25 protein-coding genes and 1 pseudogene are annotated in these 24,740 nt (G+C 75.0%); 16 read left to right on the plus strand and 10 right to left on the minus strand.

From position 1 onward, the window contains the following. The first annotated feature begins 105 nt into the window (after positions 1–105). Positions 106–1,329, plus strand: a complete 1,224-nt coding sequence (gene fdhA, locus ACI782_RS11940; RefSeq protein WP_456909380.1) for a formaldehyde dehydrogenase, glutathione-independent — start codon at positions 106–108, stop codon at positions 1,327–1,329. A 110-nt stretch (positions 1,330–1,439) separates the two neighbouring features. Next, positions 1,440–2,843, plus strand: coding sequence for an MFS transporter (locus ACI782_RS11945; RefSeq protein ID WP_456909382.1), 1,404 nt, complete (start codon positions 1,440–1,442; stop codon positions 2,841–2,843). On the opposite strand, the gene ACI782_RS11950 is transcribed toward ACI782_RS11945, so the two are convergent. Both ACI782_RS11950 and ACI782_RS11955 read right to left on the minus strand, forming a co-directional pair. Further along, positions 2,792–3,211: a hypothetical protein gene (locus ACI782_RS11950; RefSeq protein ID WP_456909384.1), complete on the minus strand. Its 420-nt coding sequence runs from the start codon at positions 3,209–3,211 to the stop codon at positions 2,792–2,794. The genes ACI782_RS11945 and ACI782_RS11950 overlap by 52 nt on opposite strands. A 16-nt stretch (positions 3,212–3,227) precedes the next feature. Then, entirely contained in the window at positions 3,228–4,091 is an 864-nt protein-coding gene (locus ACI782_RS11955; RefSeq protein WP_456909385.1) for an FAD-dependent oxidoreductase, read from the minus strand. 931 nt (positions 4,092–5,022) lie between these two features. Here ACI782_RS11955 and ACI782_RS11960 point away from each other — a divergent pair. The 5 genes and pseudogenes from ACI782_RS11960 (at position 5,023) to ACI782_RS11980 (ending at position 7,651) form a co-directional block, all read left to right on the plus strand. After that, positions 5,023–5,187, plus strand: coding sequence for a hypothetical protein (locus ACI782_RS11960; protein ID WP_456909650.1), 165 nt, complete (start codon positions 5,023–5,025; stop codon positions 5,185–5,187). Further along, positions 5,127–5,435 (plus strand): annotated as a pseudogene (locus ACI782_RS11965) (dihydroxy-acid dehydratase domain-containing protein); the annotation flags it as partial. The gene ACI782_RS11960 and the pseudogene ACI782_RS11965, both read left to right, overlap by 61 nt. Before the next feature lie 118 nt (positions 5,436–5,553). Beyond that, positions 5,554–5,706 (plus strand): hypothetical protein, encoded by a 153-nt coding sequence (locus ACI782_RS11970; RefSeq protein ID WP_456909387.1) that lies wholly within the window; start codon positions 5,554–5,556, stop codon positions 5,704–5,706. Between the two features lie 9 nt (positions 5,707–5,715). Continuing rightward, positions 5,716–7,239 (plus strand): acetyl-CoA hydrolase/transferase family protein, encoded by a 1,524-nt coding sequence (locus tag ACI782_RS11975; RefSeq protein ID WP_456909389.1) that lies wholly within the window; start codon positions 5,716–5,718, stop codon positions 7,237–7,239. Positions 7,240–7,351: 112 nt separating this feature from the next. Continuing rightward, entirely contained in the window at positions 7,352–7,651 is a 300-nt protein-coding gene (locus tag ACI782_RS11980) for a hypothetical protein (protein WP_456909391.1), read from the plus strand. A gap of 53 nt (positions 7,652–7,704) precedes the next feature. Here the strand turns inward: ACI782_RS11980 and ACI782_RS11985 are convergent, their stop codons facing one another. Together ACI782_RS11985 and ACI782_RS11990 are read right to left on the minus strand one after the other, a co-directional pair. Then, the gene (locus ACI782_RS11985; RefSeq protein WP_456909393.1) at positions 7,705–8,304 is read right to left on the minus strand and encodes a YceI family protein; all 600 of its coding nucleotides are present in this window, start codon (positions 8,302–8,304) and stop codon (positions 7,705–7,707) included. Positions 8,305–8,388: 84 nt separating this feature from the next. After that, positions 8,389–9,090 (minus strand): hypothetical protein, encoded by a 702-nt coding sequence (locus ACI782_RS11990; protein WP_456909395.1) that lies wholly within the window; start codon positions 9,088–9,090, stop codon positions 8,389–8,391. A gap of 91 nt (positions 9,091–9,181) precedes the next feature. On the opposite strand from ACI782_RS11990, the gene ACI782_RS11995 reads away from it, so the two are divergent. Beyond that, positions 9,182–9,445, plus strand: coding sequence for a hypothetical protein (locus ACI782_RS11995; RefSeq protein ID WP_456909397.1), 264 nt, complete (start codon positions 9,182–9,184; stop codon positions 9,443–9,445). A gap of 40 nt (positions 9,446–9,485) precedes the next feature. Here the strand turns inward: ACI782_RS11995 and ACI782_RS12000 are convergent, their stop codons facing one another. The 4 genes from ACI782_RS12000 to ACI782_RS12015 form a co-directional block, all read right to left on the minus strand. Then, a complete protein-coding gene (locus ACI782_RS12000; protein WP_456909399.1) occupies positions 9,486–9,926 on the minus strand; it encodes a hypothetical protein in 441 nt (146 codons plus the stop codon). A gap of 18 nt (positions 9,927–9,944) precedes the next feature. After that, positions 9,945–10,805, minus strand: a complete 861-nt coding sequence (locus ACI782_RS12005; protein ID WP_456909401.1) for an amidohydrolase family protein — start codon at positions 10,803–10,805, stop codon at positions 9,945–9,947. 1 nt (position 10,806) lies between these two features. Beyond that, complete coding sequence (locus ACI782_RS12010) at positions 10,807–12,603, minus strand: AMP-binding protein (protein ID WP_456909403.1); 1,797 nt, start codon at positions 12,601–12,603, stop codon at positions 10,807–10,809. Positions 12,604–12,706: 103 nt separating this feature from the next. Continuing rightward, positions 12,707–13,504: an enoyl-CoA hydratase-related protein gene (locus ACI782_RS12015; RefSeq protein WP_456909405.1), complete on the minus strand. Its 798-nt coding sequence runs from the start codon at positions 13,502–13,504 to the stop codon at positions 12,707–12,709. Between the two features lie 105 nt (positions 13,505–13,609). Here ACI782_RS12015 and ACI782_RS12020 point away from each other — a divergent pair, with 105 nt between their 5' ends. Together ACI782_RS12020 and ACI782_RS12025 are read left to right on the plus strand one after the other, a co-directional pair. After that, entirely contained in the window at positions 13,610–14,368 is a 759-nt protein-coding gene (locus tag ACI782_RS12020; RefSeq protein ID WP_456909407.1) for an SDR family NAD(P)-dependent oxidoreductase, read from the plus strand. After that, a complete protein-coding gene (locus ACI782_RS12025) occupies positions 14,365–14,769 on the plus strand; it encodes a RidA family protein (protein WP_456909409.1) in 405 nt (134 codons plus the stop codon). Before ACI782_RS12020 ends, ACI782_RS12025 begins: the two co-directional genes overlap by 4 nt. Before the next feature lies 1 nt (position 14,770). Here the strand turns inward: ACI782_RS12025 and ACI782_RS12030 are convergent, their stop codons facing one another. Continuing rightward, positions 14,771–15,616, minus strand: a complete 846-nt coding sequence (locus ACI782_RS12030; protein ID WP_456909411.1) for a PaaX family transcriptional regulator — start codon at positions 15,614–15,616, stop codon at positions 14,771–14,773. Between the two features lie 121 nt (positions 15,617–15,737). Between ACI782_RS12030 and ACI782_RS12035 the strand changes: the two genes are divergently transcribed. Together ACI782_RS12035 and ACI782_RS12040 are read left to right on the plus strand one after the other, a co-directional pair. Then, on the plus strand, positions 15,738–17,348 hold the full coding sequence (locus ACI782_RS12035) for an AMP-binding protein (protein ID WP_456909413.1): 1,611 nt from the start codon (positions 15,738–15,740) through the stop codon (positions 17,346–17,348). A 5-nt stretch (positions 17,349–17,353) separates the two neighbouring features. Beyond that, entirely contained in the window at positions 17,354–19,711 is a 2,358-nt protein-coding gene (locus ACI782_RS12040) for a bifunctional salicylyl-CoA 5-hydroxylase/oxidoreductase (protein ID WP_456909414.1), read from the plus strand. 41 nt (positions 19,712–19,752) lie between these two features. Here the strand turns inward: ACI782_RS12040 and ACI782_RS12045 are convergent, their stop codons facing one another. Next, positions 19,753–20,598 carry a PaaX family transcriptional regulator gene (locus tag ACI782_RS12045; RefSeq protein WP_456909416.1) on the minus strand — a complete coding sequence of 282 codons (846 nt, stop codon included), beginning with the start codon at positions 20,596–20,598 and terminating at the stop codon, positions 19,753–19,755. A 188-nt stretch (positions 20,599–20,786) separates the two neighbouring features. Between ACI782_RS12045 and ACI782_RS12050 the strand changes: the two genes are divergently transcribed. From ACI782_RS12050 to ACI782_RS12065, 4 genes are read left to right on the plus strand one after another with little or no spacing between them, the layout of a single operon-like run. Beyond that, positions 20,787–22,001: an ABC transporter substrate-binding protein gene (locus ACI782_RS12050; RefSeq protein WP_456909418.1), complete on the plus strand. Its 1,215-nt coding sequence runs from the start codon at positions 20,787–20,789 to the stop codon at positions 21,999–22,001. A gap of 46 nt (positions 22,002–22,047) precedes the next feature. Further along, the gene (locus ACI782_RS12055) at positions 22,048–22,932 is read left to right on the plus strand and encodes a branched-chain amino acid ABC transporter permease (protein WP_456909420.1); all 885 of its coding nucleotides are present in this window, start codon (positions 22,048–22,050) and stop codon (positions 22,930–22,932) included. After that, positions 22,929–23,951, plus strand: a complete 1,023-nt coding sequence (locus tag ACI782_RS12060; protein WP_456909422.1) for a branched-chain amino acid ABC transporter permease — start codon at positions 22,929–22,931, stop codon at positions 23,949–23,951. The genes ACI782_RS12055 and ACI782_RS12060 overlap by 4 nt, the downstream gene beginning before the upstream one ends. Continuing rightward, positions 23,948–24,739, plus strand: a complete 792-nt coding sequence (locus ACI782_RS12065; protein ID WP_456909424.1) for an ABC transporter ATP-binding protein — start codon at positions 23,948–23,950, stop codon at positions 24,737–24,739. Before ACI782_RS12060 ends, ACI782_RS12065 begins: the two co-directional genes overlap by 4 nt. The last annotated feature ends 1 nt before the right edge of the window (position 24,740 follow it).

The following is a 24,740-nucleotide window of genomic DNA, read 5'->3' on the forward strand; positions in this document are numbered from 1 at the left end:
GGGAGGGCGGCGCCGTCCTCCCGCCCCCCGGGAGAGCAGTTGACCGAACCGGCCGGCAGCTCGCGAGGGTGCCGGCGTCCACTCGACGACGAGGAGAAGGACCCCATGGCGAACAACCGCGGCGTGACCTACCAGGGCCCGGGCAAGGTCGAGGTCAGCGACCTGGAGTACCCCGAGCTCGTGCTCAAGGACGGCCCCGGCGTCCACCCGGACAACGTCGGGCGGCAGGTGCCGCACGGCGCGATCCTCAAGGTGCTGACCACCAACATCTGCGGCAGCGACCAGCACATGGTCCGCGGCCGCACCACCGCCCCGCACGGCCTGGTGCTCGGCCACGAGATCCTCGGCGAGGTCGTGGAGACCGGCCCGGGCGTGGAGTTCATCCAGGTCGGCGACGTCTGCTCGGTGCCGTTCAACATCTCCTGCGGGCGCTGCCGCAACTGCAAGGGGGGCAAGACCGGCATCTGCCTGAACGTCAACCCCGACCGCCCCGGCTCGGCGTACGGCTACGTCGACATGGGCGGCTGGCAGGGCGGCCAGGCCGAGTACGTGATGGTCCCCTACGCGGACTGGAACCTGCTGCCCTTCCCCGACCGCGACCAGGCCCTGGAGAAGGTCCTGGACCTGACCATGCTCTCGGACATCTTCCCGACCGGGTACCACGGCGCCCACACCGCCGGCGTCACCACCGGGTCGACCGTCTACGTCGCCGGCGCCGGCCCGGTCGGCCTGGCCGCCGCGGTCTCCGCCCAGCTCCTCGGCGCGGCCGTCGTCATCGTCGGCGACCTCAACGAGGACCGGCTCGCCGCGGCCCGGGCCTTCGGCTGCGAGACCGTCGACGTGTCCAAGGGCGAGCCCCAGGAGCAGATCGAGCAGATCCTCGGCGTCCCCGAGGTCGACTGCGGCGTCGACGCCGTCGGCTTCGAGGCCCGCGGCCACGGGGCCAGCGCCCAGGAGGCGCCGGCGACGGTCCTCAACTCCCTGATGGACGTCACCCGCGCCGGCGGCGCGCTCGGCATCCCGGGGCTGTACGTGACCGGCGACCCGGGCGGCATCGACGAGGCGGCCAAGAAGGGCTCCCTGTCCCTGTCGCTGGGCACCGGCTGGGCCAAGTCGCTGTCGTTCACCACCGGCCAGTGCCCGGTGATGCGCTACAACCGGCAGCTGATGATGGCGATCCTGCACGACCGGGTACAGATCGCGAAGGCGGTCAACGCCACCGTCATCAGCCTGGACGACGCTCCCCGCGGCTACGCCGAGTTCGACCAGGGCGCCGCGAAGAAGTACGTCATCGACCCGCACAACGTGACCGGGAAGGCCGCAGCCTGACCAGGAACCGCCCCCACGCCGTCGACGACCCGGCCACCGGCGTGGTCGGGTCCTCGACGGCGGTCCGAGACCGCCGCGACGGCCGCCGGGCGGGCCTGCGCTCCCCCGGGGTGCTGATCCCCGTCCTGGTGCTGCTGGCCACCGTCGTCGCGGTGACCAGCAGCGTGGGCGCGCCGCTCATCCCGGCCGTCGCCGACCTGCACGACGTCCCGCTGCACGTCGCGCAGTGGTCGCTCACCATGCCCCTGCTGGTGGGGGCGGTGGCCACACCCGTCCTCGGCCGGCTCGGCGACGGGTCGCACCGGCGGACGGTCGCCCTGGCCGCGCTGGTCGTGGTCGTGCTCGGCGGTGTGCTCACCGCGCTGCCGCTGTCCCTCGGCTGGTTCCTGGCCGGGCGGGGGCTGCAGGGCTTCGGGCTCGGCCTGATGCCGCTGCTCATCGCCACGGCGCGGGAGGCGCTGCCCGCCCCGCGCTCCCGCCGCACGATCGCCGCCCTGTCGATCACCGTGGTCTCCGGGGTCGGCCTCGGCTTCCCCATCGCCGGCGCCATCGCCACGTACGCGGGGGCGACCGCCGCCTTCTGGACGGCGACGGCGATCTCTGCCGGCGCGCTCGCCGCCGGGGCCCTGGTGCTCCCTCCGGCCGCCGCGGTCCCCCCGCGCCGGTTCGACCTGGCCGGCGCGCTGCTGCTCGGCGCGGGCCTGGCCGGTGCGCTGCTCACCCTCAGCGAGGGTGAGACCTGGGGCTGGACGTCGCCGCGGACGCTCCTGGTGACCGCGGCCTCGCTCCTGCTGCTCGCCGCCTGGGCGCTCGTCGCACTCCGGGTCCGGGCCCCGCTCATCGACCTGCGACTGGCCCGCGGGCGGCTGCCGGCCGCCGGCCACGCCTCGGTGCTGCTGGTCAGCCTGGCCAACTACCTCATGATGGGCTCGGTGCCGATCCTGGCCCAGACGCCCGCGGACAGCGGCTACGGCTTCGGTGCCTCCGGGCTGGTCGCCGGCCTGCTGCTCCTGCCGTTCTCGCTGGCCGGCATGCTCGCCGGCCCGCTGTCCCGGCGGCTCGGCGAGCGGGTCCGCCCACGGGCGGTGCTGGCGGTCGGCGCGCTGCTGATGGCCGGCGCGCAGGCGCTGTTCGCCCTCTACCGCGGGGACCTGTGGTCCCTGGTCGTGGTGACGACGGTCGCCGGGCTCGGCGTGAGCACGGTTTTCGCCGCGGCCGCGGGGCTGGTCGTCTCCGCCGTCCCGCCCCGGGAGACCGGCAGCGCGATGGCCCTCAACCAGGTGCTGCGCTACGCCGGCTTCTCGGTGGGCAGCGCCCTGACCGCCACGGTGCTGTCCGTGGCGACGCCGGCCGGCGGAGGGCTGCCGGCCGGCGGCGCGTACACGGTGATCGGGGCGATCGGCTGCGTCGCCTGCCTGCTGGCCGCGCTGGTGGCCTGGGTCCTCGCCGGACGGACCGCGGCTCAGCCGCCCAGCGTCGCGCTGCGCGAGAGCGGTGCCACCGAGCGGGCGTAGACCGACAGCCAGCCGCACCCGGCCGCCCGCGGCAGCGGCGGCATCGCCGCCCGGCGCTCGGCGAGCTCCTCCTCGGGCGCCTCCAGCTCGAGGCTGCGCGCGTCGACGTCGACGGAGACGAGGTCGCCGTCGCGGACCAGCCCCAGCGGGCCGCCCACCGCCCCCTCGGGGCTCACCTCGGCGACGACCAGGCCCTTGTTGACCAGGCCCGACGTCTGCCCGTCGGTGACCACGACCACCTGGTCGCCCAGCCCGGCCCCGTCGAGGGCGAAGACGAACGCCGAGGTCAGCGCCATCCCGGGTGAGCCGCGCAGGCCCAGCCCGCTGAGGACGACGACCTCCCCCGGCTGGACCTCGCCGTTGCGCATGCCGGCGAGTCCCTCCTCACGGGAGGAGTAGACGCGCGCCGGGCCGGCGGCCCTGCAGCTCGCCGTGGGTCAGCTGGTCGACGTCGGTGCCGTCGACGGCGCTGCCGTCGGGGTCGGACAGCTGGGTGAGGTCGGCCCGCCACTCCAGCGGGTTGCGCTGCGGCCGGACGATCGGCTCCTTGCGCGGGAACCGGTGGGTGCCGGCGGCCTCGGCCTCCTCCATCAGCCGCTCGACGGTGCGCCACGGCGCCGGGCCGGCGGCGGCGACGTCCACGCCGTTGATCCGGAACATCAGCGACGGGTAGAGCAGGTGCGGCGCCTTCTCGAAGGGCACCCCCGCCCACGCGGCGACGTCGGCGTCGCCCGAGGCGTCGACGAAGACCCGGCCCCGGACGGCGGCCCGCCCGGACTTCGACTCGATCAGGACCGCGTCGACGCTCGCCCCCTCCTCGGCCATCACCACGCCGACCGCGGTGGCGTGGAACAGCAGCCGGGCGCCGGAGGAGGTGACCAGCTCGTCGGCGGCCAGCTTGTAGGCGGAGATGTCGAACGCCTGGGCGAGGATGCCGTCGTTGATGGTCAGGTGCGGCTCGTCGAGGCCGTCGAGCTCGACCAGCCGCTCGAGCAGCTCGTCGGCGAGGCCGTGGATGACATGCCGGTGCTCGCCGTGCACCTTCGCGTGCAGCCCGCAGAAGGTGGACAGCCCGCCCATGGTGCCCGCGCCGCCGAGGAAGCCGTAGCGCTCCAGCAGGATCGTCGAGCGGCCGGCCCGGGCGGCGGACGCCGCGGCCATCAGCCCGGCCGGGCCGCCGCCGATGACGGCGACGTCGAACTCGCCGTAGACCGGCGTCTCGCGGGCGGGCTCGTGCACGGTGCTCATCGGGCGCTCCCAGCGGTCGGGGTCGGCGAGGCGGCCGGGGCGGCCGGGACGCGGGCGATCGCGGGGGCCCGCCGCGGGGCCCGAAGGTCCCGGCGATCGCCGAGACCCCGGCGTTGTGCGCGCCGGCCACCACGACCAGCAGCGCCTCGGGCGAGCTGAGCACCGGGACGACGTCCTGCCCGGCCTCCGCGGCGGTGTCGGGCACCGCGTCCGGGTGGCCGGCCGGCAGCCGCCAGCGGGTCTCCCGCGACACGGCGTCCTTGCCGACCTCGGCCAGCCGCTCGCGGGTGTTGACCGCGTGCTCGTACTCGAACTGCCGGACGTCGGACTTCGACCACCCGGCCGTGGCAAAGACGTGCTCGGGACCGAGGACCAGGCAGCCGCTGATCGTCTCGTGCACCAGCGCGCCGGTGCGGGCCAGCGTGCCGGCGAGGTCGCGGCCGAGCTGCTCGGGGTCGGTGGCGTGCCGGGCCTCGAGGTGGATGACCGAGCGGACGAGCATCGAGGTCACCGTGCTGTCCCCCGCGGCGAAGCCGTGGTCGGTGGGGAACGGCGCCCAGGGGCTGTCCTCCTCGTTCCCGGCGATGCAGCAGGTGTACTTCGCCGGCGTGCCCTGGGTGGCCTGGTCGAGCTGGTGCGGGCGCAGGCCGAAGGCGTTGATGGCGGAGTGCCGGATCGCCCGGCCGATGGTGGCGTTCGCGCGGAACCCGGAGCCGAAGACGTTGCCGCGGGAGTTCAGCCCGATCCGCTCGCGGACCTGGCCGTTGACCAGCAGCAGCGGCGCGGTGCCGGTGGGGCTCTGCCAGATGCCCTTGCCCGCGTACCCCTCGGCGGTCAGCGCGTCCCACGCGGCGAGCACGACCGGGAGGTACTCGGGCAGGCAGCCGGCCATCGCCGCGTTGATCGCCGCGGAGCGCACCAGCTCGACGGCATGGTCACCCTCGCCTCCTGCGACAAGACCTCGCCGGCCCACCTCATGGCGGCCGGGCGGCTCGACGTCCCGACGCCAGCCCGGTGCAGGCGAACGGCCCGGCCATGTGGGACGCCGTCGCCCGCGCCGGGGCGCGCATCGTCGAGCTGGTCACCGAGGGGATGACCCCGCGCCGGGTGATGACGCCGGGCGCGTTCCGCAACGCGGTCACCGTCATGCTGGCGATCAGCGGATCGGTCAACGCCATCACGCACCTGCAGGCGGTGGCGCACGAGGCCGCGGTGGACGTCGACGTCCCCGGGCTGTTCGCCGAGCTGGCCGACCGCGTGCCGCTGCTGTGCGCCGTCCGCCCCAACGGGCCGGCGTTCATCGAGGACCTCGAGCGGGCCGGCGGCACCCGGGCCGTGCTCGCCCGGCTGCGCCACCTGCTCGACCTCGACGTCGCGACGGTGGACGGCGGGACGCTCGGCGAGGTGCTCGCCGACGCGACCGTGGCCGACGAGGAGGTCGTGCGCCCCGCCGACCCGCGAGATGGCCGCCGAGATGGCCGCGCTCGCCCCCGTCCCCCTGCCGGTGGTCGAGCTGCCGGAGGCGGGGCACCACCCGATGCTCCACCAGCCCCTGGCGCTGGTGACAGCCGTCCGCACCCTGCTGGCCGTGTGGCCGTCGGACACCGCCGCGTAGCCTCGGCCCATGGCGCAGTCGGGCCGCATCAGGCACGCGGGCCTGGCCCGCAAGGTCGTACCGGCGGATGTCGCCGCCACGCACGTCCGGCACGGCGACACCGTCGGCATGAGCGGCTTCACCGGAGCCGGCTACCCGAAGGTGGTCCCCCAGGCCCTGGCTCGGGAGATCCACGACGCGCACGACGCGGGCGAGCCGTTCCGGGTCAACGTCTGGACCGGCGCCTCCACCGCTCCAGAGCTGGACGGCGCGCTCGCCGCCGCCGACGGCATCGAGCTGCGGCTGCCCTACCAGTCCGACCCGGTCAGCCGCGAGAAGATCAACGCCGGCCGCATGGAGTACATCGACGTACACCTGTCGCACGTCGCGCAGATGGCGTGGATGGGCTTCCTCGGCCCGCTGGACGTCGCCGTCGTCGAGGTCAGCGGCATCACCGCCGACGGCGACCTGGTGCCCTCCTCGTCGGTGGGCAACAACAAGACCTGGCTGGACCTGGCCGACCGGGTGGTCCTGGAGGTCAACGCGCGTCAGCCCGAGGCGCTCGACGGGATGCACGACGTCTACTACGGCACCGCCCTGCCCCCGGCCCGGCGACCCATCCAGCTGGTGCGGCCGGACGAGCGGATCGGCGTCCCGTACCTGCGCTGCCCCGAGGAGAAGGTCGTCGCCGTCGTCGAGACCGACGCCCCGGACCGCAACAGCCCGTTCGCCCCGCCGGACGACGCCTCGCGGGCCATCGCCGGCCACATCGTCGAGTTCCTCGAGCACGAGGTGACCCGCGGCCGGGTGCCCCGCGAGCTGCTGCCGCTGCAGTCGGGGGTCGGCAACGTGGCGAACGCGGTCATGGCCGGGCTGGGGACGTCGTCGTTCGAGGGGCTGACCGCCTACACCGAGGTGATCCAGGACGGCATGCTCGAGCTGCTGTGCTCCGGGCGCATGGTGGCGGCGTCGGCGACCGCGTTCTCGCTGAGCCCGGAGGGGACGGCGCGGTTCGAGGCCGAGGCGCGGACGCTGCGCGAGCGGATCGTGCTGCGCCCGCAGGAGATCAGCAACCACCCGGAGATCGTGCGCCGGCTCGGCGTCCTGGCGATGAACGGGCTGATCGAGGCCGACATCTACGGCAACGTCAACTCCACCCACGTGATGGGCAGCCGCATCCAGAACGGCATCGGGGGCTCGGGTGACTTCGCCCGCAACGCCTACATCTCGTTCTTCCTGACCCCGTCGACCGCCAAGGGCGGGGCGATCTCGGCGATCGTGCCGATGGTCAGCCACGTCGACCACACCGAGCACGACGTGCACGTGATCGTCACCGAGCAGGGGCTGGCCGACCTGCGCGGCCTGGCGCCGCGCCGCCGGGCGGAACTGGTCATCGAGCGCTGCGCCCACCCGGACTACCGGCCGTTGCTGCGGGACTACGTCGAGCGGGCGATGCGCGACGCCCCCGGACGGCACACCCCCCACCTGCTCGCCGAGGCGCTGAGCTGGCACACCCGGTTCCTGACCGAGGGGACGATGAAGCCGGCCCTCTGAGGCCGCTGCAGGGACTCCGGTGCTTGGTGCACCGCAACGTGGTCGCCGTCCACCGCCCGGTGCTCGAACCCGTGGGCCTGACCCACCCGCACTACCTGGTGATGCTCGCACTGTGGCAGCACGGGTCGTCCAGATGTCGGTCCCGATCGCGCTGATCATGGTCTTCCTGCCCGCTCCCCCGGGGCTGCGCGCGGCGGTCTCCGGTGGCGGGATCTCCCTCGGGCTCATCCACTCCCTGGCCTCCATGCCCGAGACCACCGAGGACCGGGTCGTGAAGGCCGGCTACCCGGCCGGCACCGCCACCGCCCGGCGCGAGGAGGTCGCGCACCAGCGGGACCTGCGCGACAGCGAGCGCCGTCGGGCCGCCGCCGCCCGGCGCGCCGCCCGCTACCGCGACCGCCGGGGCCACTGACGACGGCGCCGGCCGAGCCGCGGACGCCGGGGGTCGACCCGCCGGCGCCCCGGTCAGGCCGTGCGGACCGCGGAGACGTCGAACTCGATCTGGATGCGGTCGCTGACCAGGACGCCGCCGGTGTCCAGCGGGGTGTTCCAGGTCAGGCCCCAGTCGCTGCGCTTGATCGCCAGCGCGCCCTCGAAGCCGACGCGGGTGTTGCCGAACGGGTCCTTGGCCGAGCCGGTCAGCGCGAAGTCGACCGTCACCGGGTGGGTGACGTCCCGGATGGTCAGGTCGCCGGTCACCGTGTACGTCTCGTCGTCGACCTGCTCGACGTCGGTGGAGACGAAGACGATCTCCGGCCACCGCTCGACGTCGAGGAAGTCGGCGGAGCGCAGGTGGGCGTCGCGGTCGGGCTGGCCGGTGTCGACGCTCGCCGTCCGGATGCGCAGCGTCACCGAGCTGGCCGGCGGGTTCGCCACGTCCAGGTGCGCCGTCCCGGCGAAGTCGGTGAACGACCCGCGCACCGTGGTCACCATGGCGTGGCGGGCGCGGATGCCGATCCGCGTGTGGGCGGCGTCCACCTCGTAGTCGCCGCTGACGTCGACGAGGGCGCTGGTCGCCGCGTCGAAGTCGGTGGGGTCCGCGTCACGTGCCCGGTGCTTGCCCACGGCCGACCTCCCCTTCCCCCGAGTGCATCCGCCCCATCCTGACGGATGCCCGGCGCGGCGACACGCCAGGGGTCCCTGGGCCGGTCAGTAGCGGGTCTCCTGGTCCACCTCGGACTGCTCGCGGTCGGCGGCGGCCGCGGACCGGTCGCGCGCGGCGGCCTCCCGGTCGCCGCGGGCGGCGTCGCGGTCCCGGGCCGACGCCAGCCGGTCCTGCTGGGCGCTGCTGAGGTCGGTGTCGTCCCCCGCACGGTCGTCATCCGGGGCCCGGCGTGCCGCGGCCTGGGCGCGCTCCACGGCCCGCTGGTCGCGCTCCACCGCGGCCTCGTCCCGCCGCCTTGCGGCCTCGTCACGCCTGAGGGCGGCCTCGTCCCTCCGGCGGGCGGCCTCCTCCCGTTGCCGGGTCGCATCGTCCAGGGTGCGGCGCACCGCGACAGCGCGGCGCTCGGTGCCGGCCTGGTCGGGCTCCCTGGAGGAGGGTCCGGCCGGGCGCTGCTCGGCGCGCTTGCGCTGCTGTTCAGCACCGGACAGCGCCGCCGCAGCCTCGGTCTCCAGCCGCCGCGCGACGTCGAGGCGGCCCTCGCGGCGCGCCTGCTCGGCCATCTCCCGGAACGTGGCCGCGACGTGGCTCTCCGTCGTGGCCACCTCACCGGCGATCTCCCGCAACCGCTCCTGGTGGTGACGGATGTCCTCCCAGAGCTGTCGGGAGACCTGCACCTGCTCGGCCCGCGCGCGCTCGGGCTCCGCCCCCTCCGCGTCCTCGTGGAGGGTCCGCCCGTCGGACTCCATGTGCCGAGGGTCCCGCCGACCGATGGCGCCCACAAGGTCCGGAACACTGTCGGCCGCGCCTCCCCGCCCCACGCAGACCTATCCTGCAGCTGTGGTCAGCCCGGACGAGGTCGAGAAGCTGACGGAGGAGGCGCGCGCGACGCGCGCGAGGGTGCGACGCGAGGTCGCCGACAGCCATCGCCGCGTCGCCGACGCGGAACACCGGACCGAGGAGCTCCTGCTCGACGTCGCCGACCGGCTGCCCTCCGCGGAGAAGATCCGCGAGCACGCGCACCGGATCTCGGAGCGGGCCGACCGGCACCTCCACCGAGCCGAGCAGGAACACGCGGAGGCCGAGCCCGACGAGGGCGACTGAGCTGCCCGCCCGCCGCCGGCTCCGGGGCACCTCCTCCCGGCTACGAGCGTCTCAAGGGCCTGGGCGGCCGGGACCGGTGAGAGAGCACCGGTCGGTCGGCAGCCCGGCTGCTCAGCTCCTGCAGCTCCTCGTTGAGCACCCGCAGCTCGCGCATGGTGGCGGCCAGCTCGCGTTCGCTCTCGGCGAGGGAGTCCTGGAGTGACCGGACCTCCTGGGTGCGGATCTCCAGCTGCTCCAGCGCCCAGGACAGGTCGTCCTGCAGCTCCGCCAGCGCCCGGTCCGGGTCGGCGTCCCCGCCGTCGAGCGCCGTGGGCTCCGGCCGGGACGCCGGCCAGGCCGCCAGCAGCTCCCGCAGCTGCTGCACCCGCTCGTTGGACCGGGCGATCCGCTCTTGAGCGGCCGTCAGCCGGGCGGTGCCGGCCGCCCTCCGCTCGTGCAGGCGGCGACGCCACGCGATGTCGCGGGGCTGACCGTCGACCACGGCGCGATGGTAGGCCGCTCAGGCCGGGTCCAGTCCCGAGTAGACGCGCAGCGCGTTGCCGCCCAGCACCAGCGGGACGACGTCCTCGGGCAGACCCAGCGAGGCCACGGCCCGGGCGTTCGCCGCCGGACCGGGGACGCCGGGCCAGTCGGTGCCGTAGACCCACTTCCTCGCCAGCCGGGCGAGGTCGAAGCGGGCGTAGTACTCCGGCAGCCGCTTGGGCGGCAGCCCCGACAGCTCGATCCAGACGTTCGGCCGGGACACCGCCAGGAACGCCGCCGCGTCGTACCACCAACCCCGACCGCCGTGCGCCAGCACGACCTGCAGCTCCGGGAAGTCGCGCAGAACGGCGTCGAGCAGCACCGGGTCGGCGTAGGCGTTGGTCGACCCCGGGAAGCTGCTCGTGCCGCAGTGCACGACCAGCGGTACGCCGCGCTCCACCAGGACGGCGTAGGCCGGGTACATCGCCGCGTCGTCGGCGCGGAACCCGCCGTGCACCGGGTGGATCTTCAGCGCGGCCGCGCCGAGGTCCAGCTGGCGGGTGAGCTCCCGGGCGATCGGGAAGTGCAGGTGCGGGTTGACGTTGGCCACCGGGCGGAACCGCCGCGGGTCGTGCTCCACCAGCGGCAGCAGGTCGTCGAAGAGCTGGTAGCCGGTCGCCTTGGGGCTGTACTCGCAGAACAGCAGCGCGACGTCGACGCCGTCCTCGGCGAACAGCCGGGTCAGCGCGGCCGGGTCCGGGCTGCCGTCGGGCCGCCAGACCTCCTCGAGGACCCCCGGCCGGCCGAACTGCCGGGCCCACTCGATCCAGGCCGGCGCCAGCGTGGACAGGTGCGGGACGTGGACGTGCGCGTCCACGAGCAGGTGGCCGTCGAGCACGTCAGCGATCCTGCCCCGCGGGCCGGACGACGACCTGCGGGGGCGCCGGCTCCGCGGTGAGCAGCGCGACCAGGCCGGCCCGCCGCTCCCGGACGGCGGCCTGGTTGACGTAGCCCTTGTCGGTGACCTCCCCGGCGTCCAGCTGGGCGGGCTCGGTCAGCACCAGCAGCCGCTCCACGCACTGGGAGGACCCCCCGCCCTCGGCGGCCAGCCGGCTCAGGGTCGCCTCGAGCTCCCCGCGCAGGGACGGGTCCGGCACGCCGTCGGCGTCGACCCGTCCGGCGGCGTGCTGCGGCGCGAGCCAGGCCATCGCCGTGACGACGTCGCCGTCCTGGCCGCAGACCACGGCGTCGGCCAGCAGGCCCCGGGACGCCGACAGCAGTCGCGGCCGCAAGGTCCCCACGCTGACGAACGTGCCGGTGGACAGCTTGAAGTCCTCGGCGATCCGGCCGCGGAACAGCAGGCCCGCCGCGGGGTCGTCGGGGTCGGCGAGGGCCACGGCGTCCCCGGTGCGGAGGAAGCCGTGCTCGTCGAAGGCGGCGGCGGTGAGGTCCGGCCGGCCCAGGTACCCGGGCGTCACGTTGGCGCCGCGCACCCGGACCTCCGTCTTCTCCCCCACCGGCACCAGCGCCAGCTCCACCCCCGGCAGCGGCACGCCGAGGACGTCGCTGCGGGTGATCGGGTAGTGCGCGCTGGTCGCGGCCGGGGCGGTCTCGCTCAGCCCCCACGAGGTGGTCATCTGCATCCGGGCCCCGTGCTCCGCGGCCAGCTTCTCCATCCGGTCCCACAGCTGCTGCGGCAGCGCCGCGGCGGCGAAGAAGCCCAGCCGCAGCCGGTCGAAGAAGGCCGCCGCCGCGGCCCGGTCGCGCTCCAGGTGCGGGAGCAGGGCGGCGTAGCCGGCGGGCACGTTGAAGTAGACGGTGGGGCGGGCGTCGGCCAGGTTGCGCACGGTCCGGCCGACCAGCGCCGGAGCCGGGCGGCCGTCGTCGATCCAGAGCGTGCCGCCGTTGGTGAGCACCATGTTCAGGTCGTGACTGCCGCCGAAGGTGTGGCTCCAGGGCAGCCAGTCCAGCAGCACGGGCGGCTCCTCGGCGAGGAACGGCCAGACCTGCCGCATCTGCTGCTGGTTGGCCGAGAGCATCCCGTGCGGTGTCAGCACGCCCTTCGGCGAGCCGGTCGACCCGGAGGTGAACAGGACCTTGGCGACGTCGTCCCGGCGCAGCGCGGCGCACCGGCGGTCCACCTCGGGGGTCGGCTCGGCGCCGAACGCGGCGACCGGCACCGAGCCGGGCAGGTCGCCGTCCCGGCTCAGCACCGGCCGGTCCCCGGCCACGGCCGCCACCGCGGCGGCGAAGGAGGCGTCCTCGGCGACCACGAGGCCGGGATCCACGAGGTCGGCCATCGCGCGCAGCTTCGCGTGGTCGGCGCTCTGCAGGGAGTAGGCGACGCTGGTCGGGACGACGGGGGCGCCGACGGTCATCGCCGCGAGCGCCACCGCCAGGTGGATCCGGCTGTTGCCCGACAGCACCATGACCGGCCGGTCGGCCAGGCCGCGGTCGAGGAGTCCCTGCGCCAGCCGGTCGGCCTGCGCGCGCACCTCGGCCCAGGTCGAGCGCGCCCACCCGTCCCCCGCGCGTTCGGCCACGAGCAGCCGGTCGGGGTGGGCCTCGCTGCCGGCGCGGAAGGAGTGCACGACGCTGACCGGGTGCTCGGCCAGCGGCTCCGCCGAGCGCAGCAGCAGCCGGCCGTCGGGGAGGGACTCGGACTCGATGCGCGGGACGCTGAACGTGCCGATCACGGCTGCCCCCTCGATGACGACGTCGGCCCGGTGGGGATGCCCCCGGATGTTCGACGCGTGCTCGCCCGGGGTCAAGGTCCCTGTAGCGGTTCGCGCGGCCGGGTCACCGGAACCGGCGGAAGTCCGGCGGCCGCTTCTCGGCGAAGGCGCGGGCGCCCTCCATGCCCTCCTCGCTGACCGAGAACAGCGAGAGCCCGTCGAAGGCGAGGTGCGAGATGCCGCCGAGGTGGTCGGTGTCGGCGTTGAACGAGTGCTTGAGGAACCGCAGGGCGGTCGGCGAGTAGGAACCGATCCTCCGCGCCCACTCGCGCGCGGTGTCGAGCAGGCGCTCCCGCGGCACGACCTCGTTGACCAGACCCCAGCGCTCGGCGGTCGCGGCGTCGTACCGGTCGAGGAGGAACCAGATCTGGCGCGCCCGCTTCTCCCCCACGACGCGTGCCAGGTAGGCCGAGCCGAAGCCCGCGTCGAACGAGCCCACCCGCGGTCCGGACTGCGCGAACGTGGCCTCCTCGCAGGCGACGGTGAGGTCACAGAGGACGTGCAGCACGTGCCCGCCGCCGATCGCGATGCCGTTGACCGCGGCGATGACCGGCTTCGGGATGTCCCGGATGACCCGGTGCAGCCGCTCGATCTCGAACGTGCCCCACTCGGTCTCGCCGTAGCCGCCGGTCTCCGCCCGCTCCTTGACGTCGCCGCCGGTGCAGAAGGCCCGCTCGCCGGCGGCGGTGAGGATGACGGCGGCCACGCGCGGGTCGGCCCAGGCGTGCTTGAACGCCGAGATCAGCTCGTCGACGGTGCGGCCGCGGAAGCTGTTCATCCGCTCCTGGCGGTCGATGGTGACGACCGCGTGGTTGTCCTCCTCGACCTCGTAGCGGACGTCGGTGAACTCCTCGGGCCGCATGCCCACCACCCCTCCGTGGTCGCCGGCGCGGCCGGAGCGGACGCCGCCGGAGCCGGTATGTCGTCATGTTGACGGTCGTCACGAGCGGCTGGCAAGCTGCCGCCCGTGGTCCCCCGCCGCTGCCTGGTGACCGGCGCGGGGCGGGGCATCGGCGCCGCCGTCGCCCGCCGGCTGGCCGCCCAGGGGCACCCGGTCGCCCTCACCGCCCGCAGCGCCGACGAGCTGGCCGCGGTCGCCGGCGACCTGGGCGGGCTGGCGCTCGTCGTCCCCGCCGACCTCACTGACGCCGGCGCCGCGGAGACCGTCGTCGGCGCCGTCGAGCGGGCGTGGGGTGGCCCGGTGGAGGTCCTCGTCCTCAACGCCGGGGCCGGCACCTCGGCGCCGCTGGCGCGGACCACCGACGAGGAGTGGGCCCGGGTGCTCGACCTCAACCTCACCGCCCCGTTCCGCCTGCTGCGCCGCGTCCTGCCGGGGATGGTCGGGGCCGGCTGGGGCCGGGTGGTCGCCGTGGCGTCGACCGCGGCCAAGCGCGGCGACCCCTACGTCGCGGCCTACACGGCCAGCAAGCACGGGCTGCTGGGACTGGTCCGGTCGGCGGCCGCCGAGGTGGCCGGCAGCGGCGTCACGGTCAACGCCGTGTGCCCCGGCTACGTCGACACCCCGATGACCGCGCAGACCGTCGCCCGGATCAGCGCGACCACGGGGCGCACCGAGGAGCAGGCGCGGGAGGCGCTCGCCCGGCGCCAGCCGATCGGCCGGCTCGTCGACCCGGACGAGGTGGCCGACGCCGTGCTGCTGTGCGTGGCCAGCGCGGCGATCACCGGACAGGGCATCAACGTCGACGGAGGGGCGGTGCAGTCGTGAGTGCGGTGCAGCGGGTGGACCCGCCGGGACTGGCCCGGCCCTCGGGGTACAGCCACGCCGTGGTGGCCCCACCCGGGCGGACGGTCTTCCTCGCCGGGCAGACCGCGATGGACGCCGACGGGCGCATCGTCGGCACCGACGTCGTCGCGCAGTTCGAGCAGGCGCTGGGCAACCTGCTGACCGCGCTGCGGGCCGCCGGAGGGGAGCCCGCGCACCTGGCCTCGCTCACCGTCTACGCGGTCGACCTGGCCGACTACCGCGCCCGTGCGCGCGAGATCGGCGCGGTGTGGCGGCGGCTGGTGGGCGACGACTACCCGGCGATGGCCGGCATCGGGGTGGCCCGGCTGTGGGACGACGAGGCCCTCGTCGAGGTGCAGGGCACCGCCGTCCTGCCCGGTTGAGTCACCCGTCGAGCAGGCGCCGCGCGTGCGCGCGAGCAGGGCCGGCGAGCCGGTCGGCCAGCTCGGCGAACAGGTCGGCGGCGCGGGCGCCGTTCCAGTCGCCGGGCAGCAGCTCCAGCGGCAGGCCGGGGTCGGCGTAGGGCAGCACCCGCCAGTCGGTGACGAGGCGGACGTGGTCGGCGAAGGCCCGGGCGGGGTCGAGCGGCCGGTCGGCGGCGGAGCGGGCCAGCGCGGGGGTGTGCCGGTCCAGGAACCCGGCGTAGCGCTCGTGCAGCGTGTCGAGGTCCCACCAGCGGGCGACGCCGGCCCGCGCCTCCGCCGCCGACACCCGTGCCTGCGCGAAGGTCTCGACGTAGCCGGCCAGGCCGCGCCGCCGCAGCACCTCGCGGACCTCCTCGCCGAGGTGTCCGGGGGCGATCCAGACGCCGGGCGCCACGGTGCCGAAGCCCAGGCGGGTGAGCTCGGAGCGCAGCCGGTGGCGGCGCCCCCGCTCGGACTCGGGGACGGAGAAGACGACGAGCAGCCAGCCGTCCTCCTCGCGGGCGCGGCGCCGGCCGAAGATCCGCGCGTCCCCCTCGGCCAGCACCTCCAGCGCCTCGGGGGTGAGCGCGTACCCGGCGATCTCGCCCTGCCGCCGCGCGTCGAGCACACCGCGCCGCTTGAGCCGGGACACCGACGACCGGACGGCGGCCTCCTCCACCCCGAGGTCGGCCATCAGCCGGACGACGGCGGCCACCGACAGCCAGCCCCCGCGCTCCCGGGCGTAGAGGCCGTACAGGCTGACGATCAGCTGGCGGGGCGGCAGGACGACGGCGACCGGCGCCGCCGCCTCCTCGACGGCGGTCACGAGCCCACGATAGGGCACCTCCCATCCTCCATGCCGCGCCGTTGACTCCCGTCAGCGCAGCGCCATACTGGCGGGCAGGGCCCGGCGCGGCCGGACCCGGCGACCGCAGGGAGGTCCTCCCATGACCCTGAGCGCCCCGCCGCTGTCCGCCTCGGCCCACGTCGATCCCTTCTGCCGCGAGCACCTCCCCGCACCCGGGCAGTGGCCGGTCATCGACCTCGGCGACCTGCGCTACCCCGAGCGGCTCAACTGCGCCACGGAGCTGCTCGACGGCACGATCGGCCGGCTCGGTCCCGATCGGCCGTGCGTCCGGGCCCCCGGCGGTCCGGCCTGGACCTACGCCGAGGTGCGCGCCCGGGCCGACCGCATCGCCGGCGTCCTCAGCACGGACCTGGGGGTGGTGCCCGGCAACCGGGTGCTGCTGCGCGGGTTCAACGGCCCGGACCTGGTCGCGTGCTGGTTCGCCGTCCTCAAGGCCGGCGGCGTCGCGGTGACCACGATGCCGGCGCTTCGGGCGGGCGAGCTGGCGACGATCGGCGAGATGTGCCGGCCCACGGTCGCGCTCTGCGACGCGCGGCTGACCGACGACCTGACCCGGGCCGCCGTCCCCGGGCTGACCGTGGTGCCCTACGGGGGCGAGGGGCCCGACGACCTCACGGTCCGGGCCGCCGGGCAGCCGGAGGGCTTCGCCGACGTCCCGACGGCGGCGGACGACGTCGCGCTCATGGCGTTCACCTCGGGCACCACCGGCCGGCCGAAGGCCACGATGCACTTCCACCGCGACGTGCTGGCCATCGCCGACACCTTCTCGGCGCACGTGGTCCGCCCGGAGCCGGACGACGTCTTCGCGGGCAGCCCACCGCTCGCCTTCACCTACGGCCTCGGCGGCCTGCTGGTCTTCCCGCTCCGGGCCGGCGCCAGCGTGCTGCTGCTCGAGCAGCCCTCCCCCGACCGGCTCGCCGACGCCGTCACCGAGCACGGGGTCACCGTGCTGTTCACCGCCCCGACCGCGTACCGGGCGATCGTGGCCGGCGGGCGCGGCGGGCGGCTGGCGGGCCTGCGCCGGGCGGTCTCGGCCGGGGAGCCGCTGCCGGCGTCGGTCTGGCACGGGGTCCACGACGCCAGCGGGGTGCGGGTCATCGACGGCATCGGGTCGACCGAGATGCTGCACGTCTTCATCGCCGCGGCCGACGACGACATCCGACCCGGCTCGACCGGCCGCGCGGTGCCCGGCTACACCGCCGCCGTCCTCGACGACGACGGCAACCCGGTGCCCGACGGCACCGAGGGCCACCTCGCCGTCCGCGGTCCCACCGGCTGCCGGTACCTCGACGGCGACCGCCAGGAGGTCTACGTCCGGCACGGCTGGAACTACACCGGCGACACCTACGTGCGCGACGCCGACGGCTACTACACCTACCGGGCCCGCACCGACGACATGATCATCTCGGCCGGGTACAACATCGCCGGACCCGAGGTCGAGCAGGCGCTGCTGACCCACCCGGCGGTGGTCGAGTGCGCGGTGGTCGGCGCTCCGGACCCCGACCGCGGCACGATCGTCAAGGCCTTCGTCGTCCTGGCGCCGGAGCGCACCGGTCAGGTGAGCGCCGAGGAGCTGCAGGCGCACTGCACGCAGGTGATCGCGCGCTACAAGTGCCCCCGCGCGGTCGAGTTCCGCACCGAGCTCCCCCGCACGGCCACGGGCAAGCTGCAGCGGTACAGGCTCCGGTGAGCGGCATGCGCATCGCGGTGGCCGGGGGCGGACCGGGCGGGCTCTACCTGGCCGCCCTGGTCAAGCAGCTCGACGCCGGGCACGAGGTCACCGTGTGGGAGCGCAACGCGCCGGACGACACCTTCGGGTTCGGCGTCGTCTTCTCCGACGAGACCCTCGGCGGCATCGAGCACGCCGACCCGGTGGTCTTCCGGGAGATGGCCCGGCACTTCGCCCGGTGGGACGACATCGACGTCCACCACCGCGGCCGGGTCACCACCTCCGGCGGCCACGGCTTCGCGGCCATGAGCCGCCGCGAGCTGCTGCACGTCCTGCAGCGCCGCTGCGCCGACCTCGGCGTGGCGGTCCACTTCCGGGCCGAGGCGCCCGACCCCGAGCTGCTGCGCGGCACGCACGACCTCGTCGTCGCCGCGGACGGTGCCCGCTCGGCCGTGCGCTCGCGGTACGCCGACGTCTTCCGGCCCACGTTCGAGACCCGCCGCTGCCGGTACATGTGGCTCGGTACCGACCTGGTGTTCGAGGCGTTCGAGTTCTACGTGGAGGAGACGCCGTACGGCGTCATGCAGATCCACGGCTACCCCTACGACCGCACCGGAAGCACGTTCATCGTCGAGGTGCACGAGGACGTCTGGCAGCGTGCGTTCGGCGACGTCGCGGCCCTCGACCTGCCCCCCGGCGAGAGCGACACGAAGTCGATCGCGCTCGTCGAGGAGCTGTTCTCGGAGGTGCTGGTCGGCCACCGGGTGCACGCCAACAACTCCAAGTGGCTGAACTTCGTGACCCTGCGGAACGAGACCTGGCGGCACGGCAACGTGGTGCTGCTCGGGGACGCCGCGCACACCGCGCACTTCTCCATCGGGTCGGGCACGAAGCTGGCGATGGAGGACGCCCTGGCCCTGGCGGCCTGCCTGCACGAGCAGCCGGACCTCGACAGCGCGCTGGCCGCCTACGAGGCCGAGCGCCGGCCGGTGGTGCTCTCCACCCAGCGCGCCGCGCAGGCCAGCCTGGAGTGGTTCGAGGACATCGGCCGCTACGTGCACCAGGAGCCCGAGCAGTTCGCCTTCAACATCATCACGCGCAGCCGGCGGGTCACCCACGACAACCTGCGGCTGCGCGACCCCGAGTTCGTGGCCGGGGTGGACGCGTGGTTCGCCCGCAGCCAGCCCGAGCCGGTCGAGCCGCGGCCGCCGATGTTCCACTCGTTCCGCCTCGGCGGCCTGGAGCTGGCGAACCGGGTCGTCGTCTCGGCGATGGACGTGTACTCGGCCGTCGACGGGCTGCCCACCGACTTCCACCTCGTCCACCTCGGCAGCAAGGCGCTCGGCGGCGCCGGCCTGGTGATGACCGAGATGGTCTGCGTGTCCCCCGAGGGCCGGATCACCCCCGGCTGCTCGGGGCTCTACACGCCGGAGCAGGAGGCGGCGTGGGCGCGGGTCGTCGACTTCGTGCACGGCGCCACCGACGCGAGGATCGGCGTCCAGCTGGGCCACTCCGGCCGCAAGGGCTCGACCAAGCTCATGTGGGAGGGCATCGACGAGCCGCTGCCGGAGGGGAACTGGGAGGTCGTCGCGCCCTCCCCGATCCCCTACTCGCCGGCCAACGCCGTACCGCGCGAGCTCGCCGACGCCGACCTCGCCGCGATCCGCGAGCAGTTCGTGGCCAACGCCCGCGCCGCGGCCCGCGCCGGCTTCGACGTCCTCGAGCTGCACTGCGCGCACGGCTACCTGCTGTCCTCGTTCGTCTCGCCGCTGTCCAACCGGCGCACCGACCGCTACGGCGGGTCGCTGGCCGACCGGCTGCGCTACCCGCTGGAGGTCTTCGACGCCGTCCGCGCCGCGTGGCCGGCCGAGCGGCCGATGACCGTGCGCATCTCGGCGACCGACTGGTTCGAGGGCGGCACGGACGTCGACGACGCCGTCGCGGTCGCCCGCGCCTTCGCCGAGCACGGCGCCGACGGCATCGACGTCTCGACCGGGCAGGTGGTCAAGGAGGAGCGGCCGGCGTTCGGCCGCAGCTACCAGACGCCCTACGCCGACCGGATCCGCAACGAGGTCGGCCGCGAGTTCGGCGTGGCCGTGATCGCGGTGGGCGCGATCTCCAGCTGGGACGACGTCAACTCGATCCTGCTCGCCGGCCGCGCCGACCTGTGTGCCCTGGGCCGGCCGCACCTCTACGACCCGCAGTGGACCCTGCACGCCGCCGCCGAGCAGGGCTACCGCGGGCCGGGCGCGACGTGGCCGGCACCGTTCCGGGCGGGCAGCCGCCCGCCGCAGACCGGCCGCACCGACGGCCCGCGGCCGCGGCTGGAGCTGGTCCGACGGGGCGGCCCGGCGGGTACCCGGCACGCCCGCTGGCGTCCCTGACCCGTGCGCACCGGGCACACCGTGGGCCGGCACGAGGTGCCTCAGCGCTCGGCGGACAGCTCCGCCCATGCCCGCCGGGCGCGCGTCGCCCAGGAGGCGTGCCGCTCGCGGAACACCTCCGCGGCCCGGCTCCCGCTCCAGCGCGGCGGCAGCAGCTCGCGCGGCAGGCCGGGGTCGAGCAGCGGGAAGCGGCGCCACTCCTGCACGAGCCGGACCTGGGCGACCAGCGCCTGCCGGTCGGTGCGCGGCCGGCGCCGGCTCACCAGCTCCAGGAAGTCCTCGTAGCGGCGCTCGATGGCGTCGAGGTCCCAGGCGGTACGCGCCAGCGACCGCTCGTCCCCGACGACGCCGGCGGTGGCGATGAACGACCAGCTGTCGGCGAGCAGGCCGAGGTCGTCGAGCACCTCGCGGGCCTCCTGCTCACGGTCGACCCGCGGGGTGACCCAGGTGCCGGTGTCCAGCGAGCCCAGCCCTGCCCAGCCCAGCTGGGTGCGCAGCCGCTGGCGCAGTGCCCGGTTGTTCTCGGGGACGCCGACCGACAGGACCAGCCAGCGGCCGTCCCAGGCGCGGTCGTCGGCGGCGAACCCGTAGATGCGCTCGGTGCCCTCCCGGAGCAGCCTCGTGCCGGCCCCGGTCAGCGACCAGCGGGTCTCCCGGCCGACCCGGGTCGGCTCGATCCAGCCGCTGTCGGCCGTGCGCATGATCGCCTGCCGCGCCGCCTTCTCGGCCACGTCGAGGTCGGCGAGCAGGTCGATGAGGCTGGCGGTCCACACCGGGCCGCCGGAGGGCAGGACGAACTCGCCGAGCACCGTGAGCAGCAGGCTGCGCGCGCTCGCCGCCCCCAGCTCCTGCCGGCGGGTGACGAAGGGTCCGTCGACGACCTCCACGCCCCTCATCGTGACACCCCGTGCCGACGGCCCTCCGGTTCCCGGCACGCGCGGACCGCGCAGGTCACGGATCGACACCGGCTCGGCCGGACGGCCGTTGTGACCCTTGACACACTCGCCGAGCCCGCTACATCGTCGTGCGGCACCAGGCGTGCGTCGTAGTACGTCGCGACCTCCGGAGTGTGCCCGTGCTGCATCCCCTGACCGGTCGGCGTCTGCTCGGCGGCCTCGGTGTCGGCGTCCTCACCCTGGCCGTGGCCGCGTGTGGAGGCGGCAGCCTCGGCGGGGACGACGGCGGCGGGGGCGGCGGCGAAGGCGGCGGCACCGTCCGCGTCGGCCTGGTCATCCCCCAGGCCGGGGTGTACACCCCGCTGGGCGAGGACATGCAGCAGGGCTGGGACCTCTGGCTGGAGCAGAACGGCGGCGAGCTGGGCGGCTTCGCCGTCGAGACGGTGACCGCGGACGAGGGGGAGGGTCCCGACACCGGCGTCCCCGCCGTCCAGCGGCTGCTCACCGAGGGCGACGTCGACGCGCTGGTCGGCATCGTCAACTCGGCCACCGCGCTGGGCGTCGCCGAGCAGGTGACCGAGTCGCAGATCCCGCTCATCGTGGCCAACGCCGGCGCGGAGGCCATCACCAAGGACGCCGCGAGCCCCTACGTCTGGCGCTCGTCGTTCACCAACGCCCAGATCGCCGCGGCGATGGGTGAGCACCTGGCCGCGGAGGGCATCGGCCCGGTCTACGTCATGGCGCCGGACTACGCGGCCGGCCAGGAGGTCGTCGCCGGCTTCACCGAGGCCTACACCGCCGGGGGTGGCACGGTCGCCGGCCAGGCGCTCACCCCGTTCGGCACCACGCAGGACTTCCAGCCGTTCCTGTCCGGCATCCAGTCCTCCGGGGCCGCGGCCACCTTCGTCTTCTACGCCGGTGGTGAGGCGGTCAGCTTCGTCCAGCAGTACGCGGACTTCGGCCTCAAGGACACCATCCCGCTCTACGGTTCCGGCTTCCTCACCGAGGGCAGCGTGCTCGACGCGCAGGGCCCCGCGGCCGTCGGCGTCCGGACGACGCTGCACTACTCGACCGAGATCGACAACCCGGTCAACACCGAGTTCGTGCAGGCATACCAGGAGGCGTACGGCGAGCTGCCGACGACCTACGCGGTGCAGGCCTACGACGCCGCGAACGTCCTGGCCCGCGCGCTCGAGGAGGCCGGGGGGACCGGCGGCGAGGCGCTGAGCGAGGCCCTGGGCGGCGTGGGCGAGGTCGAGGACAGCCCCCGCGGCCCGTGGAGCTTCACCGGCCAGACCCCGGAGCAGGCCGTCTACCTGCGCGAGGTGGTCGACGAGAACGGCACCCTGGTCAACTCCGTCGTCGAGGAACTCGGCGTCTTCCCCCAGCCCTGACCTCGCAGGGGCCCGACCGCGGCCCGGCACCGCGGAGAGGAGACCCGTGCTCGGCTGGTTCGACGCCAACCTCGTCAGCATCCTCAACGGCTTGGCCATCGGCGCGCTGCTGTTCGTCCTCGCCGTCGGCCTGTCCCTCGTCTTCGGGATGATGGAGGTGCTCAACCTGGCCCACGGCGCGTTCTTCCTCGTGGGCTCCTACCTGGCGGTCACCTTCGCCGCCGGCGCGTCCTGGAGCGGTTTCCTCACCGCACTCGCCGTCGCCGCGCTCGTCGGCCTGCTGGCCGGCGGCGCGCTGTCCGGGATGACCGAGCCGCTGGCCCGCCGGCCGATCCTCGACCAGGCCCTGCTCACCCTGGGGATCTCCCTGGTCGTCGCCGAGGTGCTGTCGATCGTGTACGGCAACGACGTCCGCTCGGTCCCCCCGCCGCCGGGCCTGGACGGCAGCGTGGACGTGGCCGGCAGCGCCTACCCCACCTACCGGCTCCTGGTGATCGCCGTCGGCCTGGTGCTGGCCGTGGTCGTCTGGCTGGTGGTGGAGAGGACGTCGGTCGGCGCCCTGGTGCGGGCCAGCGTCGCCGACCGCGAGATGGTCTCGGCCCTCGGCATCGACAACCGCAAGGTCAAGGTCGCCGTCCTGGGGATCGGCTCGGTGCTGGCGACCGTCGCCGGCGTGCTCGCCGCCCCGGTGTACGGCGCCCGGCCCGGGCTGGACGAGACCATCCTGCTGCTGGCCCTCGTGGTCGTCGTCATCGGCGGCCTCGGCTCGATCCGGGGCGCGCTCATCGGCGCGCTGGTCATCGGCCAGGTGGAGTCGCTCGGCCGTGCGCTGCTGCCGGAACTCGCGTCGTTCATCCTCTTCGGCACCCTCGCGCTCGTGCTGATCGTCCGACCCCGTGGACTCTTCGCCGGGAAGGTGGCCCACTCATGAGCGTGGAGAGTCCCCCTGCCGCCACCGCCCCGGGCGCGACGGCGGGCGCGGGGTCCCCGCGGCGCGGCACCCGGCCCCTGGCCGTCGTCCTGGCGCTGGCCCTGCTGGCGCTGCTCGCGGCGGTACCGCTGTTCGTGGACCCGTTCGGCACGAACACGGTCTCCCGCATCCTGGTCTTCGCACTGTTCGCGATGAGCCTGGACCTGCTGGTCGGCACCACCGGGCTGCCCTCGCTCGGGCACGCGGCCTGGTTCGGCATCGGCGCCTACACCGCCGGCCTGGTCGCGATCCACTGGACCAGCGAGGGTGTGGTCACCGTGCTGGCGGCCGGGGTCGCGGGCGGGGTGGCGGCGGCCGCGACCGGCTGGCTGGCGGTGCGCAGCGGCGGGGTCTTCTTCCTGATGCTCACGCTGGCCATCGGCGAGCTGGTCCACCAGCTGGCCCAGTCCCTGTCGTCGGTGACCGGCGGTTCCAACGGCCTGTTCGGCATCCCGTCGATCCGGGTCGCCGGCACGCCCCTGACCCTGGCCGGGTACGTCTACTGGTTCGTGCTCGCCGTGGTCCTCCTCGGCGCCCTCGGCCTGTGGCTGGTCGCCTCCTCGCCGTTCGGAGCCGCGCTGCGCGGCATCCGCGACAACGAGCCGCGCATGCGCTCGCTGGGGTACTCGCCGTTCCGCTACAAGTACGTGGCCTTCGCGATCGCCGGAGGGTTCGCCGGCCTGGCCGGTGGCCTGTTCGCGGGCCTGGTGCGGATCGTCAACCCGAGCGACACCGGCTTCACCACCAGCGCCCTCCTGCTGCTCGCGGTCGTCCTGGGCGGCGCCGGCTCGCTGTGGGGGCCGGCGCTGGGCGCGGCGGTCGTCGTCCTCGTCCGCGACACCTTCGGGCCCACGCTCGAGGGGCACGGCCCGCTGCTGCTGGGCCTGGTCTTCGTCGCCGCCGTCTACCTGCTGCCGCGCGGGGTCGCCGGCGTGGCGGACCTGGTCCGACGCCGCCGCGGCCCGGGGGTGCCCGCATGACCCCGCCGCTGCTGTCCCTCTCCGGTGTGAGCCGCCGCTTCGGCGCCCTGAAGGCCGTGGACGACGTCTCCCTCGAGGTCCCCGCGGGCGCGCGGCACGCCCTCATCGGCCCCAACGGCGCCGGGAAGAGCACCCTGTTCCGGCTGGTCACGGGGGCCCTGCGGGTGTCGGCGGGCACCGTCGCCCTCGCCGGGGAGGACGTCACGCGGCTGTCGGAGCCGCAGCGCGCGCGGCGCGGGATCAGCCAGACCCTGCAGCACTCCAGCCTGTTCCTCCGCCAGACGGCGGAGCAGAACGTGCTGCTGGCCGCGCAGCGGCAGCACCGGACCCGGCACTCCCTGGTGCCGCGCCGGCAGGCCGCGGCCCGCGAGCGCTCCCGGGCCCTGCTCACCGACGTCGGCCTCGCGCCGCGGGCGTCGACCCCGGTGGCCGCGCTGTCCCACGGGGAGCGGCGGCAGCTCGAGGTCGCCGTCGCCCTCGCCTGCGAGCCGACCCTGCTGCTGCTCGACGAGCCGGCGGCCGGGATGTCCCCGGCCGAGAGCGCCCAGCTGGTCGGGCTGCTCCGGGCCCTGCCCCCCTCGGTGACCGTCGTGATCGTCGAGCACGACCTCGACGTCGTCTTCGCCCTGGCCACGTCGATGACCGTGCTGCACCTCGGCCGCGTGCTGCTCACCGGCACCCCCGAGGAGGTGCGCGCGAGCACCGCGGTGCAGGAGGCCTACCTGGGCACCGGCCGGGGCTCGCTGTTCCTCGACGGCAGCGGGCCCGCCCGGCTGGAGGTGAGCTGAA

Source organism: Geodermatophilus sp. SYSU D00703 (assembly GCF_054050155.1).

What these genes read in the sequence shown, in the direction of transcription:
- fdhA (WP_456909380.1), top strand. Translation starts at nt 106, where the DNA reads ATGGCGAACAACCGCGGCGTGACCTACCAGGGCCCGGGCAAGGTCGAG.
- ACI782_RS11950 (WP_456909384.1), bottom strand. Translation starts at nt 3,211, where the DNA reads ATGCGCAACGGCGAGGTCCAGCCGGGGGAGGTCGTCGTCCTCAGCGGG.
- ACI782_RS11955 (WP_456909385.1), bottom strand. Translation starts at nt 4,091, where the DNA reads ATGAGCACCGTGCACGAGCCCGCCCGCGAGACGCCGGTCTACGGCGAG.
- ACI782_RS11960 (WP_456909650.1), top strand. Translation starts at nt 5,023, where the DNA reads ATGGTCACCCTCGCCTCCTGCGACAAGACCTCGCCGGCCCACCTCATG.
- ACI782_RS11970 (WP_456909387.1), top strand. Translation starts at nt 5,554, where the DNA reads ATGGCCGCCGAGATGGCCGCGCTCGCCCCCGTCCCCCTGCCGGTGGTC.
- ACI782_RS11975 (WP_456909389.1), top strand. Translation starts at nt 5,716, where the DNA reads ATGGCGCAGTCGGGCCGCATCAGGCACGCGGGCCTGGCCCGCAAGGTC.
- ACI782_RS11990 (WP_456909395.1), bottom strand. Translation starts at nt 9,090, where the DNA reads ATGGAGTCCGACGGGCGGACCCTCCACGAGGACGCGGAGGGGGCGGAG.
- ACI782_RS12015 (WP_456909405.1), bottom strand. Translation starts at nt 13,504, where the DNA reads ATGCGGCCCGAGGAGTTCACCGACGTCCGCTACGAGGTCGAGGAGGAC.
- ACI782_RS12035 (WP_456909413.1), top strand. Translation starts at nt 15,738, where the DNA reads ATGACCCTGAGCGCCCCGCCGCTGTCCGCCTCGGCCCACGTCGATCCC.
- ACI782_RS12040 (WP_456909414.1), top strand. Translation starts at nt 17,354, where the DNA reads ATGCGCATCGCGGTGGCCGGGGGCGGACCGGGCGGGCTCTACCTGGCC.
- ACI782_RS12060 (WP_456909422.1), top strand. Translation starts at nt 22,929, where the DNA reads ATGAGCGTGGAGAGTCCCCCTGCCGCCACCGCCCCGGGCGCGACGGCG.
- ACI782_RS12065 (WP_456909424.1), top strand. Translation starts at nt 23,948, where the DNA reads ATGACCCCGCCGCTGCTGTCCCTCTCCGGTGTGAGCCGCCGCTTCGGC.